General features: G+C 36.1%; 13 protein-coding genes. 1 reads left to right on the top strand and 12 read right to left on the bottom strand.

Annotation, left to right across the window (positions count from 1 at the left end):
• Positions 1-32: 32 nt before the first annotated feature.
• The gene (locus RUH60_RS00600; RefSeq protein WP_313803832.1) at positions 33-1,841 is read right to left on the bottom strand and encodes an ABC transporter ATP-binding protein; all 1,809 of its coding nucleotides are present in this window, start codon (positions 1,839-1,841) and stop codon (positions 33-35) included.
• A 364-nt stretch (positions 1,842-2,205) separates the two neighbouring features.
• On the opposite strand from RUH60_RS00600, the gene RUH60_RS00595 reads away from it, so the two are divergent.
• Complete coding sequence (locus RUH60_RS00595) at positions 2,206-2,940, top strand: CpsB/CapC family capsule biosynthesis tyrosine phosphatase (RefSeq protein ID WP_313803829.1); 735 nt, start codon at positions 2,206-2,208, stop codon at positions 2,938-2,940.
• Positions 2,941-2,949: 9 nt separating this feature from the next.
• On the opposite strand, the gene RUH60_RS00590 is transcribed toward RUH60_RS00595, so the two are convergent.
• The 11 genes from RUH60_RS00590 to RUH60_RS00540 all read right to left on the bottom strand — a co-directional run bounded on the left by RUH60_RS00590 (position 2,950) and on the right by RUH60_RS00540 (position 15,594).
• Positions 2,950-5,343: a polysaccharide biosynthesis tyrosine autokinase gene (locus RUH60_RS00590; RefSeq protein ID WP_313803826.1), complete on the bottom strand. Its 2,394-nt coding sequence runs from the start codon at positions 5,341-5,343 to the stop codon at positions 2,950-2,952.
• Positions 5,344-5,347: 4 nt separating this feature from the next.
• Entirely contained in the window at positions 5,348-6,145 is a 798-nt protein-coding gene (locus RUH60_RS00585) for a polysaccharide biosynthesis/export family protein (protein ID WP_313803823.1), read from the bottom strand.
• Positions 6,146-6,180: 35 nt separating this feature from the next.
• Positions 6,181-8,034: a nucleoside-diphosphate sugar epimerase/dehydratase gene (locus tag RUH60_RS00580; protein WP_313803821.1), complete on the bottom strand. Its 1,854-nt coding sequence runs from the start codon at positions 8,032-8,034 to the stop codon at positions 6,181-6,183.
• 139 nt (positions 8,035-8,173) lie between these two features.
• Positions 8,174-9,319, bottom strand: a complete 1,146-nt coding sequence (locus RUH60_RS00575; protein ID WP_313803818.1) for an aminotransferase class I/II-fold pyridoxal phosphate-dependent enzyme — start codon at positions 9,317-9,319, stop codon at positions 8,174-8,176.
• Positions 9,320-9,392: 73 nt separating this feature from the next.
• A complete protein-coding gene (locus RUH60_RS00570; protein WP_313803815.1) occupies positions 9,393-9,944 on the bottom strand; it encodes a sugar transferase in 552 nt (183 codons plus the stop codon).
• Positions 9,944-10,555, bottom strand: a complete 612-nt coding sequence (locus tag RUH60_RS00565) for an acetyltransferase (RefSeq protein ID WP_313803812.1) — start codon at positions 10,553-10,555, stop codon at positions 9,944-9,946. Before RUH60_RS00565 ends, RUH60_RS00570 begins: the two co-directional genes overlap by 1 nt.
• The gene (locus RUH60_RS00560) at positions 10,552-11,160 is read right to left on the bottom strand and encodes a sugar transferase (RefSeq protein WP_313803809.1); all 609 of its coding nucleotides are present in this window, start codon (positions 11,158-11,160) and stop codon (positions 10,552-10,554) included. Before RUH60_RS00560 ends, RUH60_RS00565 begins: the two co-directional genes overlap by 4 nt.
• Positions 11,150-12,304, bottom strand: a complete 1,155-nt coding sequence (locus RUH60_RS00555) for a glycosyltransferase family 4 protein (RefSeq protein ID WP_313803808.1) — start codon at positions 12,302-12,304, stop codon at positions 11,150-11,152. Before RUH60_RS00555 ends, RUH60_RS00560 begins: the two co-directional genes overlap by 11 nt.
• Positions 12,301-13,386 (bottom strand): hypothetical protein, encoded by a 1,086-nt coding sequence (locus tag RUH60_RS00550; RefSeq protein ID WP_313803805.1) that lies wholly within the window; start codon positions 13,384-13,386, stop codon positions 12,301-12,303. The genes RUH60_RS00555 and RUH60_RS00550 overlap by 4 nt, the downstream gene beginning before the upstream one ends.
• Before the next feature lies 1 nt (position 13,387).
• Positions 13,388-14,530 (bottom strand): hypothetical protein, encoded by a 1,143-nt coding sequence (locus tag RUH60_RS00545; protein ID WP_313803802.1) that lies wholly within the window; start codon positions 14,528-14,530, stop codon positions 13,388-13,390.
• Positions 14,521-15,594: an acyltransferase gene (locus RUH60_RS00540; RefSeq protein WP_313803799.1), complete on the bottom strand. Its 1,074-nt coding sequence runs from the start codon at positions 15,592-15,594 to the stop codon at positions 14,521-14,523. Before RUH60_RS00540 ends, RUH60_RS00545 begins: the two co-directional genes overlap by 10 nt.
• Between the last annotated feature and the right edge of the window lie 7 nt (positions 15,595-15,601).

Raw genomic sequence — 15,601 nt, 5'->3', positions numbered from 1 at the left:
CTCTACCTTATAATTTTACCTCTGCATAAATGCTAAACCATCCCCTGCATTTGTACCATTTTTCTAAAATTTTCTGAAGAAGTCAGCAATTCAGAAAAATTACCCTGATCTACTACTTTCCCTTCAGACATCACTATAATTGAATCCGCATTTTTAATCGTCGACAAACGATGGGCGATAATCAGAAAGATACAATGTCCGTGTAATAGGTCAATATTCTCCTGAATTATCTTCTCGTTTTCAGAATCCAAAGCTGAAGTTGCCTCATCCAATATCAGCAAATCTACTTTTTTAAACAATTCTCGCGCAATAGAAATTCGCTGTTTTTGACCACCGCTCAAATTAACACCATTATTCCCCAAAGCAGCATGCTCCTTTGCTGGCAAATTTTTAATAAAATCCGCAATGGAAGCCTGCTGTATCACCTCGTTAAAACGCTGAATATTTTCTTCAGTATAATCGGCCCACAAAGTAATATTGTTAAATATCGTATCTGAAAAAATAACTGGGTCTTGAGAAATATATCCTATTTTTCGTTGGTAAGACATCATATCAAGCAAAGTACTGTTCACTCCGTTTATCAATAATGACCCGACAGTTGGTTTTAACAATCCGGTAACGATATTAGCCAATGTGGTTTTACCGCTACCACTTTCTCCAACTACAGCATAGGTTTGTTTCTCATTGAAAACAAGATTCACGTTTTGCAACACCGTTGTTTCGCTATTGTAGGCAAAAGAAAGTTCTTGTACTTCGATAGTTGAAATAGCCTTTTGTTGTAGCTCCTTTCCATTTTTTTCCTGATTGTTTTTCAATTCCTTTTCAAAGGAGGAAACGGCATCCAACGAACCATACACCGCCAAAAAGGAATTGTAATTGGTTTGCAATACAATGAGCGATGTTAGTGCACGGTAAAAAAAGAGTAAACTAACCAATATAGCACTGAAGCTACCTTTCAGATAATACGTCTGAAACCATATCACTAAACATATAATAACTACCAATATCGGCTCCCGAGAGGCGCTTATCAAAACATCCAACTTCCCGATAGTCTTAACTTTTTGTTCAATCTCTTTGGTGGAATCAGACAAACGCTCGCTGTAATTTTTCGAAAAACCAGTAGCTCTTAAATATTTATAATTGGCTATATACTGAATAATCAATCCTTGAAAAGAGCTGTTACTCTGAGACAGTGAAACGGATTCTGTTTTGGTCTTTTTATAGATTATCCTGTAAAAAAAATTGGTCAACAAACCACCTAAAGAAATTAAAAGTGTAAACTTCCAATCCACCAAAAAGGCAAAAAACAGATATACCAAAATTAAAATTCCATTCTGAAAACAGGAAAAATAACTGGTAAAAGCTCCTGTTGCCCTCGAAACTTCACCAGTCATTGCGTTTTGGATATGACCCACATCACTGAGTACAAATCGTGTATACGAATACCTGTCAAAAAGTCGAATAAGCTTTAATCGCAGTTCTCTGGTGAAATATTGCTTTGTTGTAATCTTATAAATCCCGCTCAAGTAACTCACCAATCCTTTCAGAGCAAAGAAAACCATAAGAAACAACAATACCACACCAAAGGAAAGTGGCAAATTTATCTTGTCAGCAGCATCGACTATAAATGACAAATCTCCTAACGAATCATCTTGGTTAACATCACCTCCTTCAGCAAGTTTTAACAAGGGAAGAAACATCGTCAAGCCCATCCCGTCTAAAAACCCGACAGCAATACTAAGTCCTACAATTACAAACAGCCTATACCCTAAATACCTGTAGAAGTAAACAAAGGTGGAAAAATTATCTTTAATCGTTTTCTTTAAAAAGGTTGTAACCACAGGATTTTTAACATTTATTTGGCCAAATATACTAAAGTTTTGCATGCTAATTTACTACCACCCGTTATTAAAACAAGTAATCTTTCATTGTAAAAAACTTTAAAGCCTGTTTTCAAGTATCGGAACATCTTAAAGCATTATCCTTGGCATAGCACAATGACAACCAAACCCAAAAACATGCCACTATCGCTTGTCAAAAATCGTTCTACTTTAAATTGACCTAAATTTACTTCAATAATACTCCATATCAAAGCCATATCAAAGCCGAGTAAAGCCGAACAACGATTTATAGTTAGAAACAGCTACTAAAAACACTCCTAAAAGTACCGTCAACCCAAACAACAAAATACGTAACTTTGCTCCCATGTTATCCTTTTTAAAATCCAAACCCGTTTTAAAGGAAATGATTCCTAACGGGTACATTGATATACACTCCCACATCCTTTTTGGTATTGATGACGGAGCCAAAACTATTGAAGATTCCAACTTCCTGATGGAATCCCTTATTGATTTCGGTTTTGCCAAATGCATTACCACACCGCATACCATCGAAAATGTTTGGGATAATACGCCTGAAATTATCACATCTCGCAAAGAAGACCTAGAGCGTTTGTCTTCGGAATTAACGACTAAACTTCAGTTAAAAGCCGCGTCGGAATACATGATCAACGAAGCCTTTGTTTCGCTTTTCAAAAACAAACAACTGCTCACATTAAAAGATAAATATGTATTGGTTGAAGTATCCTACATGAGTCCGCCAATCAATCTGATGGATATTTTGTTTGAACTGCAATTAGCCGGTTATGTACCAGTTTTAGCGCATCCGGAGCGTTACGCCTACTTCCACAACAACTTCCAGGAGTATAAAAAACTTAAAAAAGCAGGATGTCTGTTCCAACTAAATCTGTTATCAACCGTTGGTTATTACGGGCCTGATGTTGCCGCTACTGCAGAAAAATTACTTAAAAAAGGACTTATCGATTTTACCGGTTCCGATGTGCATCACAAAAACCATATCGAAGCATTTTCCAAGAAACTAAAAATCAAAGAAACCGAAGCACTAAAAGAAGCACTGCAAAACAATAATTTTTTCCAATAAAAAAGAGGCTTAAGCCTCTTTTTTAAATTTATCTTTAAGCTGTTGCAACCAGCTTTTTCTCGGTTGTTCTACACCGTAGCCGTAACCATAGCCGTAACCATAGCCGTAACCGTAACCATAGCCTTTATTAACTAAAGTATCATTCACTAAGATTGCCATATTAGGCAGCTTTTTCTCCAGATGTAATTGATACGGCACTCGCAACAATGCTCTGTCCAAATAATTGGCTCGTACAACATACACAAAAGCATCAGCATAATTCGCAATCAACAAGGTATCCGTCACCAAATGAACCGGCGAAGTATCTACTACGATATAATCGAATTCTTTTTTCAGTTGCGCAAACAAGTCACTCGTTTTACTACTCATCAACAATTCAGCAGGATTTGGAGGAATAACTCCGGAAGGCAATACGTAAAACGATTCGTATTCCGGTATTTTATGAATCAAATCATGAATCTCCATGCCCTTTGTAGACAAATAATTGGTAACACCTTCTTTAGGCAAGTGCAGATAATCTTCCAACTTCGGATTACGAATATCCATGCCGACTAACAATACTTTTTTACCTGAAAGTGCAATGGTTCCGGCCATATTTACCGCAATAAACGTTTTTCCTTCTTTTGGTAAAGTGGAAGTAACAAAAATGGTTTTGGCAGTATTCTCAGCAACCTGATTCAACATGAATTCCAGATTGGTTCTGGCAATACGAATGGCTTCCGCAGCACTGCTCCTGCTTTTAGAATCGATGATTTCTTCATTAGACATCGATTTCGGTATATCACCTAAAATAGGAATGCTTAATTTGCTCTCAATATCGGAACGTCCTTTTATCTTGGTGTCCAGCATCTGCAATAAATACAAAATACCCAACGGCAACAACAACCCAATAGCCAAAGCTCCCATGTAGATTGACTGGCGGTTTGGTGTAACTGGTGACTTAGAAGACAATGCCGAATCAATCACTTTTGCATTTGGCGCTGTTACAGCTAAAGAAATAGCTGTTTCTTCTCGTTTTTGAAGCAAATACAAATACAACGATTCTTTAATCTGTTGTTGGCGTCCTAATACTCTTGCTTCTCTTTCCAATGTAGGAATCTTAGATATTTTCCCATTAAACAAGGCATTCTGATAGGCCAAATCACGCTTTTTAATCTCTAAGGCAGACTTTAACCTGTCCATACTGGACTTAATGTTCATGCGTAATGACTCAATCTTCTTGTCAATCGTTAAAATTACAGCGTTTTTAGAAGTTCCGTTTTTAAGCAAACGGTTGCGCTCCAAAACAAGTTGGTTATATTGATCAATTAACCCTGAAGCACTTGCATCTGCTGTTAAAACATTAGCCGGTATCAACTCATAGTGATTACTATTGTTTACATAATCACTCATGGTTGCAATTACCTTAAGCTGAGTTTCAGTTTCAATTTCTTTCTTCTCAAACTCACTGGCATTATTTAGATACAAACCAGCTTCCGAAGCTATGTCCGTTACATGATGTTTAATCTTAAAATCTTCGGTGCTACGTTCTACATCATCCAATTCATCTGCAATAATTTTCAATCGCTCGTTGATAAAACGTGACGTATTTTCAAACACTAGATTTTTATCGTTGACTACATCTTGATTATAAACTCTGACTAACGCATCGAGAAAGTTTTCTGCTTTTTCACGAACCGGATCCACTATAGACAACTCTACAACACTGGTTCTGTCTCCAACTTTCCTTACCCCTAACCTACCTTTAAAACTGCTGGTAACCGCATCAACTGGACGAACCACAACTGATGTGGTACCGTTTAAACCATTACGTTTGAGTCCTATTGGCGTTAAGAGTACTACTGCACTTCCTTCACGCAACTTTACAGATTGTCCATACTGAAAATCCCCCACCTTACTTTCGGAACGGTCATAAAGCGAAAAAGTGGTTTTGCTTTCACTAACAATCTTATAACCAACAGTCTTATCTTCAAATCCTTCATTCAATCGGGAAAAATAAAACTGTATAGGTGTCTTTTTATATAATTCTTCAGATTTTACTCGCCCTTCATTAATATAGGCTACATTTAACCCTAAATCTTTTACGGTACTTTTAATTAATGTTCTTGATTTAATTACCTCCAGTTCATTATCAATATTATTTTTCACACTGGAAAGTACCCCTAAATCAGAAAAAGCAGTTAACTCAGAATCGACACCACCTTTTTTATCATCCTTAAGCATTAAAATAGTACTGGCACTATATTGCGGAACGGTATAACGCAAGTACACATAGCCTCCAATCAGGAAAATAAAAACACTGATAAGTACCCAATACCAATTTCCCAGATAATAAGCTACCTGCTCGCGAAAGTTAAAAGAGTTCTCAAAAGGATTTTGCTGAATATTATTTTCGGATTCCATACAATTACTTATTGATTAACAATATGATACCGATTGCAAATGACAGCACCGAAAGACCAACCGTGATGTTAGGCCCAATAATTGACGCATTACGACGTGCTCCATTAGGTTCTACATAAACCACGTCATTTTGCTTTAAATAGTAGTATTCCGAATTTAAAAAATCAGCGTTGGTAATATCAACTTTAGCTACCGTTTTAGCTCCTTCTTGCTCACGAATAACCATTACATTTTGGCGTTTCCCGAAAATGGTTAAATCACCGGACAAGCTCAATGCCTCCAAAAGAGTGATCCTTTCACTCGAAATAGTATGCATTCCCGGATTACTCACTTCTCCGATAACCGAAATCTTGAAATTGACAATTCGCATATGAACCGTAGGATTGGTGATATATTCTGATAAAATCTCTTTCAATTTCTCAACAGCTTCATTTCGTGTTAATCCCTCCAATTTAATTTTTCCAATTTGCGGAAATTCAATCTCTCCGTTTTTATCAATGATATAATTTTCAAGATTACCGGCATGAGTAGCTGTTGTACCCGTTGTGTTACTAATAGAAACTGCTTTTAAATTATAAGGTGCTGCAACTTCAGGATTTTCAGCTGAAATGATAATAGAAAGCACGTCATCTCTTTGTAAAACTGACTCATACTCTATTTTTGCAGCTTCTTTTCCTTCTTCCTTTTTAGTGGCTTGATTAGTATTATATAAGTATACCATCTCCCTTCTGGAAACACAGGACATTAAAGTAAAAACAACTAAAAAAGGAAGTATTTTTTTAAAGCTAAACTGTTGCTGCATAAATTGTTTTTTGCAAAGATAAAATTAATCCCCAATTATTCTAAAATCGGTTTTTTGAAGACATCAAGGGTTTCAAATTCAGAATTCATGCTTTTATATTCTGGCACTATGACTTTCATTTTGGCAACAATTGCATCAGAATTCAAGTTTTGTGATAAGATTAAAAGCTCTTCTATTTGAAGATTAACAGTTTCAAAATTATCAATCAGCTCCTGAGCAATCATTATCTTTTCGTGGTGCGTTGGTAATGTTTTGGAGCCGTCATTTAATAGTTCTTCATATAATTTTTCTCCCGGTCGCAAACCAACAATCTGAATTTTGATATCTTTTTCAGGTCGCAAGCCTGCCAAACGTATCATTTTATAGGCCAGATCAATAATCTTGACCGGTTTACCCATATCAAAAATAAAAATTTCACCACCGCTACCCATGGCACCAGCCTCTAGGACTAACTGACAAGCCTCAGGTATTGTCATAAAATAACGAATAATCTCCGGATGGGTAATCGTAAGCGGTCCTCCATTGGCAATTTGTTGCGTAAACAAAGGCACTACAGAACCGTTAGAACCTAAAACATTCCCAAAACGAGTGGTAATAAACTTAGTTTTAGCGGACTTGTTTTTAGCTGAGAAATACAATGACTGTACATACTTTTCCGCAATTCGTTTACTGGCACCCATTACATTACTCGGATTCACGGCTTTATCAGTAGACACCATTACAAAACTTTCCACCTTATATTCTAATGCCAAATCTGCTAAATTTTTAGTCCCGGAAATATTAGTAAATACCGCTTGCGATGGATTTTCTTCCATTAACGGCACATGTTTATAAGCTGCTGCATGGTACACTACATCGGGTTGCCATTTGTCAAAAACAGCTTTCATCATACTCATGTTACGGATGTCTGCAATAATGGTTTCAACCGCTACTTCAACTTCCTGTTTTCCGATTTCTAACGATAAATGGTGTAATGGTGTTTCTGCCTGATCAACCAAAATAACACGCTTGGGCTGAAAAGCGCAAACCTGCCAGACTATTTCACTTCCGATAGAACCTGCCGCTCCGGTAATCAGAATCGTTTTCCCTTTAATCTGATTGGAAATTGATTTGTTATCCAACTGAATTGGGCTTCGTTCCAACAAATCCTGAATCTGGAAATTTTTAATTTTTTTGGAGATGTCTTCTTGTTTTTCCCAATCTCTGATGTCAGGAACAGAAAGTACCTTAAAATTGTATTCTAAACATTCATCAACTAACGATAGTTTTTCATCTTTAGTCAGGGTTCGGTCTGCAATAATCAAGGCTTGTGCACCTTGCGATTTCAATAAAACAGGAATTCTTCTTTCGTGATTTAAAATTGGTAAATCCAGCAAGCGCTTCGAAGTATTCTTTCCGTGTTTATCAACAAAACCTATAATTTTAAAACGGGATTGCGCCTCAAATCTTAAGGCATTCGCTGCCGATATTGCATTAGAATCTGTACCGTAAATCAGTGCTTTGGTTACTCCCTTTTGTTTTGACGAATCTATATAATGTTCAAACACCTGCTTTACAATGATGCGATATAGCAACAACAACATGAAAGACAGGACAATACTTATAAACAGTCTCGTATTCAAGAATAGCTTTCCTCCTTTGATTACTTCAAAAAAAGTATTGACAAAAAGTAAAAACAAAAAGGTGGAAGACTGTGCCATGAAAAGTTTCACCGCATCAATAAAACTGGAGTGTCTGATAATTCCGGAGTAGGTTCTGAAAACCCAAAAGAAAAAAACAGTAACCGAAAGATATAGTGTTAAAAGCAGAAACAGATTTCGGTTTAATTCAAAGTTTAACCCGATTCCTTTCAACAATAAATGTCCAAGGAAACCGGAAATCAAAACCATAAAAATATCTAGAGACAATATAATCCAGCGGGGCAAATAACTTAAATTTTTAATAGCAAAATTAAAGCTGCTGCCTCTTAGCACCATATTGAATGCTGACTTTATTGTAAAACCCGATTTCTTTCTCACCACCATAACACTACAAGGCTTTATGAAAAAATAGCTTTAGCACCGTAAATATACGTTTAATTTCTTCGTCAGACAGATTAGATCCTGAAGGCAAGCATAATCCATCTTCAAAAAGCTTTTCAGAAACTCCATTTCCGTAAAAAGGAGCGTCAGAAAAAACAGGTTGCAAGTGCATAGGTTTCCATAACGGACGGCTTTCAATATTTGCTTCTTCCAAAGCCAAACGCAAATCTTCTCTTGATTTCCCCACAACTTTCTCATCAATGGTAATCACTGTTAACCAATGGTTTGAAAAAAAACGCTGATCTGGTTCGTGCAAAACTTTCACTCCTGAAATAGTTGCAAAAAAATCATAATAACGCTGATGCATTGCTCTTCGCAGGGTCACATGTTTATTCAGAACTTCCATCTGACCACGCCCGATTCCTGCACATATATTACTCAGTCGGTAATTATACCCAATTTCAGAATGCTGGTAGTGTGGCGCATTATCGCGAGCCTGAGTTGCTAAAAAAACCGTTTTATCTTTTACTTCTTTTTGGCGACAAACTAAAGCACCACCTCCTGAAGTCGTAATAATTTTATTTCCGTTGAAAGACAGAATTCCCAATTTTCCAAAAGTTCCGCAACTTTGATTGTTGTACAAACTACCTAATGATTCGGCACTGTCTTCCAGAATCGGGATTTCGTATTTTGAAGCAACCGAAAGAATTTCATCCATTTTACATGGCATTCCATATAAATGAACCGGAATGATTGCCTTTGGTTTTACCCCTTTATTGATTCGGTCTTTAATAGCTTCTTCTAATGCAACCGGACACATATTCCAGGTCTCTATTTCACTATCAACAAAAACTGGTTTGGCTCCTAAATATGTAATTGGATTTGCTGAAGCAGAAAAAGTCATGCTTTGGCACAAGACTTCATCACCAGCTTTAACACCTAACAATATCAATCCTAAATGGAGTGCTGCTGTACCCGAACTTAAGGCTGCCACATATGAATTTTGCTGAAGATAAATCTCAAGATCTTGTTCAAATCCTGTAACATTAGGTCCTAATGGGGCGACCCAATTCGTATCGAAGGCTTCTTTTACGAACTTTTGTTCGCTTCCTCCCATATGAGGTGAAGACAACCATATTTTTTCTTTATTCATTTTCAATAAGTTAGGCATAGTTTTGGGGAACTATCGCGCAAATTTACAGAAAGTTTTGAAAGTTAAGAGGTTATCAAAATATTTTTTGAAATAAAGTAGCTAAGACAATTTTCACATCTCCCCAAAATGTACGGGTGTGATAATACTGTAGATTCATCCGAACTTTATCCGGAAAAATTACTGTATCGTTGAAATGTAATGGGTTTTCCTGCTTTTCCAACAGGTATTCTTCATTGAAATATTTAAGTGATGCTAGGCTGGTTAATCCGGGTTTCAATTCCAAAATTTTCCGGGATTCTCCTTCAAGTAAATCATAATAGCCCGGAATATCTGGACGTGGCCCTACAACACTCATATCCCCAATTAGAACATTAATAAATTGTGGCAACTCATCCAGTTTCGTTTTTCTAAAAAAAGCACCTAACCAAGTTACTTTACCATCTTTCATGGTACGAATTTTTAAAATTGTAAAATACCTAGCATGTTGTCCTACTCTTTTTTGAAGAAAAAAACCGTTTTCACGAGTATCTATCGTCGCGACAAGCCAACATAAAAAAATTATCCAGCCAACAAAGACTAATGCAGTTGCAGAAAAAACAATATCAAATAGTCTTTTTAACAGCATTATTTTTGGTCTTGATATTTTATAATTTTACCTGGATTACCCACAACAACCGCATAATCGGGAACATCATTTAAAACTACGGCTCCTGCTCCGATTACGGCCCATTTTCCAATCTTAACTTTTGGCAAAACAACCGCACCAATTCCAATATGCGCCCCTTCATCAACAAAAACACCACCTGCCAATGATGCATTCGGGGAAAGGTGTGCGAAATCTTTTAATATACAATCATGCTCAACCACAGCACCTGAATTTACAATACAATGTTTTCCAATTACGGATTCGGCGTTAACTATTGCCAATGGCATGACTACCGTTCCAACTCCAAGAGTTGCACTTTTACTTACTATTGCTGATGGATGGATTACCGTAAAATATTTTGCCTGCAAACTTTCAACTATTTCCATGCGGGCTGCATTATCTCCTACAGCAACGACGAAATCTTTGTCATGAAAGCTGGTAATTTCAGACGTTCGTATAATCGGCACCTCCAAAACAATATTAGAAACAGGATCATCAACTACAAATCTTAAATCTTGATTTTCATCGACAATTTGCAAAGCAGTAGCAATCACTTTCCCATGTCCACCGGCTCCAAAAATATATTTCATAATTCGTTTCCTTTAAAGGGTTCGGCAGTTGCAACGGCTTCGCCACTTATGCCCTCACTTTTTACAACTTTCTGTATCGTTTTAAACAAAATGATAACATCCAATTTTAACGAAATATTTTCGGTGTACCAAACATCATACTCAAATTTTTGCGACCAACTGATAGCATTTCTTCCATTAACCTGAGCCCAACCTGTAATTCCTGGGCGAACATTGTGACGTTTTTTCTGATGTTCATTATATAACGGAAGGTACTGCACTAATAAAGGCCTTGGTCCAATTAAACTCATATCGCCTTTGATTACATTAAAGAGTTGCGGCAGTTCGTCTAACGATGTTTTTCGGACAAAATTTCCGACAACAGTCAATCGTTCGGCATCTGACAACAAATTTCCTGCATCATCTTTTTTATCGTTCATGGTTTTAAACTTGGCGATTGTGAAGATTTTACCATCTTTCCCCGGTCGCTGCTGAAAAAAGAAAGGATTTCCCTGATTTGCAAAAAACAAAGCACCAATCACCAATACCAAAATTGGTAAAAACAGCAGTAACAGCATTATTGCCGAAAACAAATCGATACATCTTTTAAAAAAGCTACGATACATGTTCCAAACTTTGATATTCGTTTAAAAGGGCTTTCCAAATCACTTGTTGCTCAAATCGAGAGGTGATGGCGTTTCTGGCGTTTAGCTGAAGATGTTTATACAATTGCTTGTCATTCAACATTCTTCGCATCGCTTCACATACTGCTACTTCTGACTTTACCGCTACAATCAGTCCGTTTTCTTCGTGTGAAATAATCTCATTACAACCGTTAATATCGGAAACAATTGCCGGTAATCCCATGGCGCCGGCCTGCATCACAACATTAGGAAACCCTTCTCTGTAACTAGGAAAAACCAAACTATTGCTAATTGCCAAAAAAGGTCGAACATCCTGCTGATAACCAACGGCAATGATTTGCTTATGTTCTGATAGTATCTTTTTCGTTTCTGAATTCAACGGATCTAAATCATCTTCAAATGGCCCTACCAAAAGTAATTTAGTCGCTACATTTTCTTTCGCAATAGCATAGAAACTATTGATTAACTCATTAATTCCTTTATCGCCAACCAATCGCCCTACAAACACAAAAACGAAATCATTTTTCTCAATCCCTAACTTTTCCCTATGTTCTGAAAGCATTTCATTTGAAAAGTGATTAACATTGAAATACGTTGTATTGATACCATTGGAACTTCCGTTTCCGAGTACTTTAATTTTAGTTGCAGAACAGAATTTTTCTTCTAAAATAATAGTTTTCAACCCTTTGGAGTTGGGGTAAATTTTCGTAGCACAAGCATAGGTTAATTGTTCCACTTTCTCTAAAATAGTCCTCTTAAAGCCTTTTGCTTCCAGCAATGGCAATCCAGCAACCGTATGCAAACGATGTGGAACTCCTGCCAATTTTGCCGCCAACATCCCTACAATGCCTGCTTTTGGCGTATGAGAATGCACAATAAACGGCTGCTCCTTTTTCAAAAATCGGTACAGCTTCCAAACGGCTTTAATATCTTGCCACGGCGTTATTTTTCGAGTTAATCCGAGTTCAAAAGTTTTCACTCCTTCCTGAATACCGAATTTATGCAACCGCTCCCCTTCAGATGAAACTGCGGTTACTTGATAAAAATTATTCATAAACTGTAACTGATGCTCTAAAAGCTTTTCCAGAGACAACGGAACAGTTGTAATGCGAACAATTTTCTTCATATTGTTTTTCTACTTGATGATTCCACAAAAATCCACAATAAAACTACACCAACAAAAGGCTGCATCATGATTTTTGTTCTTGCAAAAATACCAAACCCGGAATAACGTTCCACAATTATCAGAGTAGAAATTAAGGCAAAAATCAGAATTACCTTGAACACAGCCGGAAAATGCAACTTTTTGTAGTTTTTCAGTAACAAATAAACGGCAACCGAATGAAGCAGAAGCCATATCAGATTTTCCATTCCCAAAACCCAACCGTAAAGCGTGTTCACTTCGCCTGGAAATGGTCGGAACCAAAATGTAAATAGTCTAAATGGATACGAATACTCAACCATCGGAACGTAGGTATTTGAATGTTGAAATGACAATAAAGAATATTCGTTATAGCGCTGAATTCGTTTCCAATCAAAGTAATTAATTTCCGAAAGTTGTAAAACCATGTAAAAAAACACAACAAACACAACGATAAAAAGAAAGGTTAACCCTAATTTATATTTAACCGGAATAGTTTTTTTAAAAAAGAGCACAAGAAAAATAGCTGAAATCAAAAAAATCGCCACATGAGGACGAATGCATGCTAAAACCACAAAACTAAGCAACATCATTAAACGATATCTCTCATGTGCTAATTCATAAAAAAAAGTGGCTAAACACAAAAAACATAGCGATTCCTTTCCTAATCCGGCTGTCCAAAAATGCAAATTAGGAAGTAACAACATCAAATAAAACAATGCTTTTTTTAAAAACGTAGATTCACAAAAACCAAGTAACTTTCCAAGTCTGTAATATTGCCAAATACCCAAAAAACCAATAAAACTGTAGATAACAAAACCCCATTCGATACCCAAATGCAATAGTTTTGCGAAAAAGAAATTTACCCTCAGCACAAAATCTGAACCATAAAACTGTAATTCTGAAAAAACAGTATTCTTTGAGGCTTCTGAAGAAAACCAATAAAATGAAGCATCTCCACCGTTTTTCTTAAAATATTCAAAAGCAAAAAAGGCAAAAAGAAAGTGGTAGCACAACAACGCACTTAAAAATATATTTTCTGCTTTTTTTCCAGAAATACTTATCATTTTACTTCTTTAGTGACGCCTTTCGATATGAAAAAGACCATAGAATAAAAATTAACAATCCTGGCAAAAACATATTCCGCATACGAATCATAATTCCAAGATTTCCTAATGATTGTGAGAAAGCCAAAGTTCCTACGATTAAAAAAATCACCAATCCTTTTATTACAAATGGTGCAGATTTGAACGTTTGTACCGGATTATTTCTAAAAATTGAAACCGTTATGATGAGCAAAAGTAAATTCTCTACAGATGCTATGGCTGCAGGTATACCATTAATATCAAAAAAGAGTGGTCGGAATAAAAACGTAAACACCTTAAGCGGAAAAGGATAAGACGAGATGTCAATTCTAGAACCTGAACTGGCTCTACTCAACAGTCCTGCTTTTTTCTCCGAAAATTGTTCAAAACTATCAATCGTCGTTTCTTCAATTTTTGCAAACTCCATAACTGACGGTAAAATTGCAATACCAATACCAATCAAAACCATTGATAGTACAACACGTTTTGCTCCCGAAACTTTTGAACTAAAAACATACGACAAGCCAAATGCTACCAAAAGAAAAAGCGTGATATGTGGTCTGATATAATAAGAAATTCCTAATGCAACCAACAACAAACCAATCCTTTTTACGGGTTGTAATAATCCGTATGCAAACATTCCGATACTAAAAAAAAGCAAGGTGTCTTTTCCCACTCCACAACTCCAAAAATGCAAGTTGGGCATAAAAAACACCCAAGGGAACAAATCGTAGTTTTTAAATTTTGAATTGTAAGGAACGGTTTGATAGGCAATAACATAAAAATAACACAACCCCATAAAACCAAGAAGCGAATAAAGCAACGTCCCAGAAAGATAGGATAAACCAAGAATTTTTGCAGGAAAGTAATTTAATGCAAATAAAAAATAAGTTCCCTTTTGTTCGTTAATGAAGGTATAAAAATCTTCTGAAGTCATAGCACCGGCAACCCGCCAATACCCTACCGCATCACCTTGAACGAAAAAACAATAATAGAGCCCGAAAACGATATGAAAAAACCACAGCTGTTTTAGACGCTTTAAATCCTCAGATTTTACGTCATTCTTGAAAAGATTGGTAAATCCTAAGCCAGTTACAACAATAAGTAATATTGCAATTATGTCCAACTTTTATCATTTTTCCTTTTATCCTCAATCCACTTTTTAACTGTGTTCATAACTTTTTGTTCGAATATCTGAGAATAGATATAACCGGCTGTACAACTTACTATAAACACTAAAAGCAAAGCAAATATAAGACTATTTCCTATTGAAACTGTTGGAAATAAACGTATTATCATCATTTGCAAAGGATTATGCAACAAATAAATTGAAAAAGTAGCATTACCAATAATCATAAATAAATTTTTCCTGTCTATCTTAAATTTCAATTTTGTTACTGAAATATAAAGCATAGAAAAAATAAAAACTGTAAACACCATATTAGGCACAAATCGAGTAGTAATGAACTTTAGTTTGAAGTTTGCCAAGAAAATCATCAGTGCAACCGCAGAAATATAAAATACATACTCGGTCTTCATTCTTGCTCTCCCTAAGTAGAGCACCGCCAAAAGATATCCTGCTATAAATTCAAGATTGTACAATGACATAAAAACGCGCAAAAAAGGATGCGAATCGTGTAAAATAGGTTTTAACGCAGTATAATTAACCACAAGAAGCACTACTGCCCAACCTGTAATGAAATAATGCCAGACTTTTTTTGAAAAGAAAGTTATTCCAAAAATAAAATAAAACATAACCTCAAAAAGCAATGTCCAAGCGACAGACAACGCCGGCTTTCCAAAAGGAATCAAGGTTACAGAAGTAAAAACACTAATTTGTCGGTCTACATTTGAAAAATCAGGAAAAAGTGTATACAAAAAAACCATAGCGATCCCAATCGGAAGATATGGAATATAAACCCTCAATATCCTGTTAGTTATATATTCCTTAAAGGCTCCAGGGTTTTCATAACGAAAGGAAGCTGAATAAGAAATAATAAATCCTGAAAGAATAAAGAAAAAGTCAACCCCGTATTTACCTAAATTTCCTAAATAATTAAGCGAGTGAATATTAACATGATGGTAATATCGTAATGAACCGACAGTGTGATGTACAACTACCATGAGTGCCGCAATTCCACGGTATATTTGGAGAATATCAAGATAGTTTGATTTTGAGTTCTGAGGCATTCTAATT

This window comes from Flavobacterium sp., assembly GCF_032153895.1.
GTDB lineage: Bacteria > Bacteroidota > Bacteroidia > Flavobacteriales > Flavobacteriaceae > Flavobacterium.
Note: the sequence above shows the minus strand (reverse complement) of the source record. Positions and strands in the feature narration are given on the sequence as shown.

Coding starts and splice junctions, on each gene's coding strand:
- RUH60_RS00595 (WP_313803829.1), top strand. CDS start 2,206: ATGTTATCCTTTTTAAAATCCAAACCCGTTTTAAAGGAAATGATTCCT.
- RUH60_RS00590 (WP_313803826.1), bottom strand. CDS start 5,343: ATGGAATCCGAAAATAATATTCAGCAAAATCCTTTTGAGAACTCTTTT.
- RUH60_RS00585 (WP_313803823.1), bottom strand. CDS start 6,145: ATGCAGCAACAGTTTAGCTTTAAAAAAATACTTCCTTTTTTAGTTGTT.
- RUH60_RS00580 (WP_313803821.1), bottom strand. CDS start 8,034: ATGGTTTTGATTTCCGGTTTCCTTGGACATTTATTGTTGAAAGGAATC.
- RUH60_RS00575 (WP_313803818.1), bottom strand. CDS start 9,319: ATGAATAAAGAAAAAATATGGTTGTCTTCACCTCATATGGGAGGAAGC.
- RUH60_RS00570 (WP_313803815.1), bottom strand. CDS start 9,944: ATGCTGTTAAAAAGACTATTTGATATTGTTTTTTCTGCAACTGCATTA.
- RUH60_RS00565 (WP_313803812.1), bottom strand. CDS start 10,555: ATGAAATATATTTTTGGAGCCGGTGGACATGGGAAAGTGATTGCTACT.
- RUH60_RS00560 (WP_313803809.1), bottom strand. CDS start 11,160: ATGTATCGTAGCTTTTTTAAAAGATGTATCGATTTGTTTTCGGCAATA.
- RUH60_RS00555 (WP_313803808.1), bottom strand. CDS start 12,304: ATGAAGAAAATTGTTCGCATTACAACTGTTCCGTTGTCTCTGGAAAAG.
- RUH60_RS00550 (WP_313803805.1), bottom strand. CDS start 13,386: ATGATAAGTATTTCTGGAAAAAAAGCAGAAAATATATTTTTAAGTGCG.
- RUH60_RS00540 (WP_313803799.1), bottom strand. CDS start 15,594: ATGCCTCAGAACTCAAAATCAAACTATCTTGATATTCTCCAAATATAC.